The organism is Candidatus Aquicultor sp., from assembly GCF_054640775.1.
Genome location: NZ_JBTSLF010000207.1, coordinates 1 through 4,165, shown reverse-complemented (window position 1 = coordinate 4,165; position 4,165 = coordinate 1). Strand labels below are relative to the sequence as shown.

The following is a 4,165-nucleotide window of genomic DNA, read 5'->3' as shown; positions in this document are numbered from 1 at the left end:
AAAATAATTTTATTCCAGGGAAGAATTCATTTTTACGAAGGATACGATCTATATCAATGCCTCCTTCCCGTTCATCTTTGCGCTGAACTTGGATGCAAAAATATTTTGTTAACGAATGCAGCAGGAGGAATCAACCGCAATTTTTCTCCCGGTGATTTAATGCTGCTAACTTCTTTTAATTCCCTATCTCTAAAAAAAGAATTATCGGAAGTAATGGGCATTTCCAACTTTGATACAAAGAATGCTTTTCTCGACTGTCCTTCAAAAAAATTGAATGATACAATTAGGCAAGCGGCGCTGGAAGAAAAAATTCCGTTAAAGGAAGGTTCGTACTGGTATTCCAAAGGTCCCTCATACGAAACACCCGCCGAAATTGAGATGATGCATAAGTTCGGCACAGATGCCGTGGGGATGTCAACTGTGCATGAAGCGATCTACGCGGTTGCCAAAGGGATGAAGTGCGCGGGAATTTCCTGCATTACAAATTTTGCCGCGGGAATTTCAAACCAAAAACTCTCCCACGAAGAAGTAACCGAAACCGCCAATCGTGTAAAAGGAAATTTTGAAGGACTGATAAAAAAGTTTGTTGAGATGAGTTGATCAATTCAATTTTTTGTCGAATAAATGTTTGACTTGCAACGCGTTTTAGCGCATTGAATATGAGAAGAGGACAATATTGGCTTTACCAAATGATGAAAGTTATTTCGGCTAAAGCCGGAGTTTCTTTTGTGTTTTTCCTCCACGAGCTAAAGCTCGTGGCTATTCAGAATTTCATGAATATTCAGAAGCTCGTGGCAAGTCAAATAGTTACAATAAATGAAAAGATATTTGCAATACACTGACTTGCAACGCGCTTCAGCGCGTTGATAATAAGAAAAGAAACAATGGGCTTTAGCCAAATAAAAAAACGGAGACTTTTATGCCGTATTTAAGAGTTTGGATTCATCTAATCTGGTCAACTAAGAACAGAGAAAAAATTATCAATAAAGAATTCAAACCTTTGCTCCTTGACCATATTAAACAAAACGCTAAGACAAAGGAAATTTATATTGATTTTCTTAATTGCGTTGAAGATCATATTCATTTAACTATTTCTCTCGGTTGTGAACAAACTATCAGTAAAGTCGTTCAACTTATGAAGGGAGAATCATCCTTCTGGGTGAATAAAGAAAAATTGACTAAAGCTAAATTTGAATGGCAAGATGAATATATCGCGGTCTCCGTAAGTGAATCAATGATTAATAAAGTTAGAGATTATATTAAGAATCAAGAAGAACATCATAAAGTAAAATCTTTTCAGGAGGAGTATGACGAGTTTATGAAAAAATATGGATTTGAGATTATTAAAAGAAAATGATTTGGCTAAAGCCGGGTGTTATTTTTGATTCTTAATCCACGAGCTAAAGCTCGTGGCAAGTCAAATACTTACTATAAATGAAAAGATATTTGCAATGCGATGACTTGCAACGCGCTTTAGCGCATTGAATATGAGAAGAGGACAATATTGGCTTTACCAAATGATGAAAGTTATTTCGGCTAAAGCCGGAGTTTCTTTTGTGTTTTTCCTCCACGAGCTAAAGCTCGTGGCAAGTTAGAAACTAAAATAAATTCAAAAGAGTAAAACAATTTTTTGACTTGCAACGAGCTTTAGCTCGTTGGTGAAAAAGAAAACATACGATTGGCTTTAGCCAAATAAGAAATTGTAGTTTTTCTATTCTTCGCTTGACTCTAATTCTTTATTTTCTTAGGTTTGTTCAAAGATTTAAGGGTGTTTACTAAAGTGTGATGAATTCAGATAGTTATATATTTGATTTAGTCCGGCAAAAAGTTAAAGTCTTCTCCTTAAAATTCTCTACGAAAAACTTTTTAGCCGCAAACAAGTGGAAACAATTCTTTGCTTCCTCCTTCCAAGTTATAAAATTTTCAACATTAGTGATAAAATTCCGACCCGTAGCAGCGGCTTACCGTGTGATAGCAGTTACATTCCGCCGGCGAGCAGCCTCAACTATATGGCGAGCAATGTCAGCAATACGGCGAGCAACCTTTACTATACGGCGAGCAACCTTTACTATACGGCGAGCAGAGTCAACTTTATGCCGAGCATCACTTGCAAGACAGCGAGCAGAGGCTGCAATATGCCGAGCAATGCCTGCAAGACGGCGAGTAGACTCAGCAATGCAGCGAGCAATACCAGCAATAGGGCGAGCAGACTTAACTATTCGGCGAGGAACTTCAACAATGCAATTTATAGGGGTAAAAACGTGGTTTTTAGCACTTTCTTTCTAATTTATCCCCTTATTAAGGCAAAAAACGGCAATATCCGCTCCCGGCAGATCCATCTTTTTATAAAAGGCTCTAATAAATTATTCAATTTCTTTAACTTAATAAGATGGGAGAAATCTTATGGCAAAACCTGAAGAAACAAAAAGAGTTTATGCAATGAGTGATGCGGAGGCTCTTGAGTTAGAAAAAACCATCAGAGGCTGCTTTGTGCTGGATAAAGCGGATTTTATAGCTTTTGATGAGAAATTTAACGCTCCTTTTGAAACGGAGTGGCTGGATGAAATAACCGCCGCTGAAGAAGAAGCGAGGGACAATGCTATTGTCAGTCAACAAACGGCGCTTACAGCGGAGGTGACAAAATGGATGGAGGAGAGCAAGAAAATCTTTCAAGCTTCCAAATATCATATTGAAAAAGCTTTCCCCACAAGCAAAGCGGTTCAAAATGAGTTTGGGTACGCTGATTATGACAAAGCAAGACAGGCGCAGAGCAAGATGATTCAATTTATGAATCAGTTTTACAAAACGGCTGTAAAATACTCATCGCAGTTAATTGCGAAAGGTTTTACACAAGCGAAGATAGATGAAATAGGTTCTGTAAAGACCGCGCTTGATGGAGCAAACCAGAAACAGGAAGCGTTTAAGAAAGATAGAGGAGTACTAACTCAGGAGCGTGTTGGTAAATTGAACACTGCATGGCAAAGAATGCAGGAAGTTTGCAACGCGGCAAAGTATGTCTATCCCGAAAATTACGCAAAACAAACGCGGTACATAATAAGCGAAAGTAAAGGGACACCGCCGCCCGCACCGGATGTACCTCCGGCGAGTTAGGGTTAAGGTTTGTTGTATTGTAATGACTTGCAACGCTTCGCCGCGGCGAATTAGCGCGTTGAATAAAAGAGAAAATATAATATTGGCTTTAGCCAAATGATAAAAGTTAATTTGGCTAAAGCCTTGAATTGTTTGAGTGTTCTAAATCCACGAGCTAAAGCTCGTGGCTATTCAAAGTCTAATAATGTAACATTTTTTTTCAATCAAAAGAAATAATGATTGAGTTTTTAACAGATAAGAAAGTGAAATCAAGTTATGAATTTTAGTACAAAAACCTCCGAGGTTTTGCAAACCTCGGAGGTTTGCGTTTGGAGAAGTTAATTTTATGAGCAACATAAAACTTTTCGAATCAGTAAAAATTCGTTCTCATTGGAACGATGAAGAACAGAAATGGTATTTCTCTGTTGCGGATGTTGTTGAAGCGTTAACTGATACACCAAACGCTACCGACTATATCAAAAAGATGCGAAAGCGTGACGAGGAACTTTCAAAAGGGTGGGGACAAATTGTCACCCCCCTTGAATTGGAAACGGCTGGTGGGAAACAAAAGATTAATTGTGCAAATGTTGAGGGGTTGCTAAGAATTATTCAATCTATCCCATCTCCCAAAGCAGAGCCATTTAAACGCTGGCTTGCAAGAGTCGGTTACGAACGGCTGGAAGAAATTGAAAATCCCGAACTTGCTTCTCAAAGAATAAGAGAAATCTATAAAGCCAAAGGTTACAGCGATGAATGGATTGAAAAAAGATTACGCGGCATTGCTGTTAGAGATGAGTTAACCGATCAATGGCAGAAACGAGGGATTAAAGAACAAAAAGAATTTGCCATCCTCACTTCTGAAATTAGCAGGGCAACTTTTGGTTTATCACCTTCCGAATACAAAGAATTAAAAAAGCTACCGGGTAAAGGAGAAAACCTTAGAGACCACATGACCGATCTCGAATTGATCTTCACTATGCTTGGCGAAGCGTCAACTTCGGAAATAACAAAAAAAGTTGATGCAAAAGGCTTTGTTGAAAATAAAACCGCCGCAAAAAAAGGGGGTAAAATTGCT

At 38.4% G+C, this 4,165-nt stretch carries 5 protein-coding genes; all 5 read left to right on the top strand.

Annotation, left to right across the window (positions count from 1 at the left end):
• Positions 1-600: purine-nucleoside phosphorylase (locus ACYC56_RS12795; protein WP_461374563.1), on the top strand; the 600-nt coding region annotated here is incomplete at its 5' end.
• 89 nt (positions 601-689) lie between these two features.
• Positions 690-842 carry a hypothetical protein gene (locus ACYC56_RS12790; RefSeq protein ID WP_461374562.1) on the top strand — a complete coding sequence of 51 codons (153 nt, stop codon included), beginning with the start codon at positions 690-692 and terminating at the stop codon, positions 840-842.
• 77 nt (positions 843-919) lie between these two features.
• A complete protein-coding gene (gene tnpA / locus ACYC56_RS12785; RefSeq protein WP_461374561.1) occupies positions 920-1,357 on the top strand; it encodes an IS200/IS605 family transposase in 438 nt (145 codons plus the stop codon).
• Between the two features lie 1,046 nt (positions 1,358-2,403).
• A complete protein-coding gene (locus ACYC56_RS12780) occupies positions 2,404-3,111 on the top strand; it encodes a hypothetical protein (protein WP_461374560.1) in 708 nt (235 codons plus the stop codon).
• Positions 3,112-3,436: 325 nt separating this feature from the next.
• On the top strand, positions 3,437-4,165 hold a 729-nt coding region (locus tag ACYC56_RS12775), incomplete at its 3' end, for a BRO-N domain-containing protein (protein ID WP_461374559.1).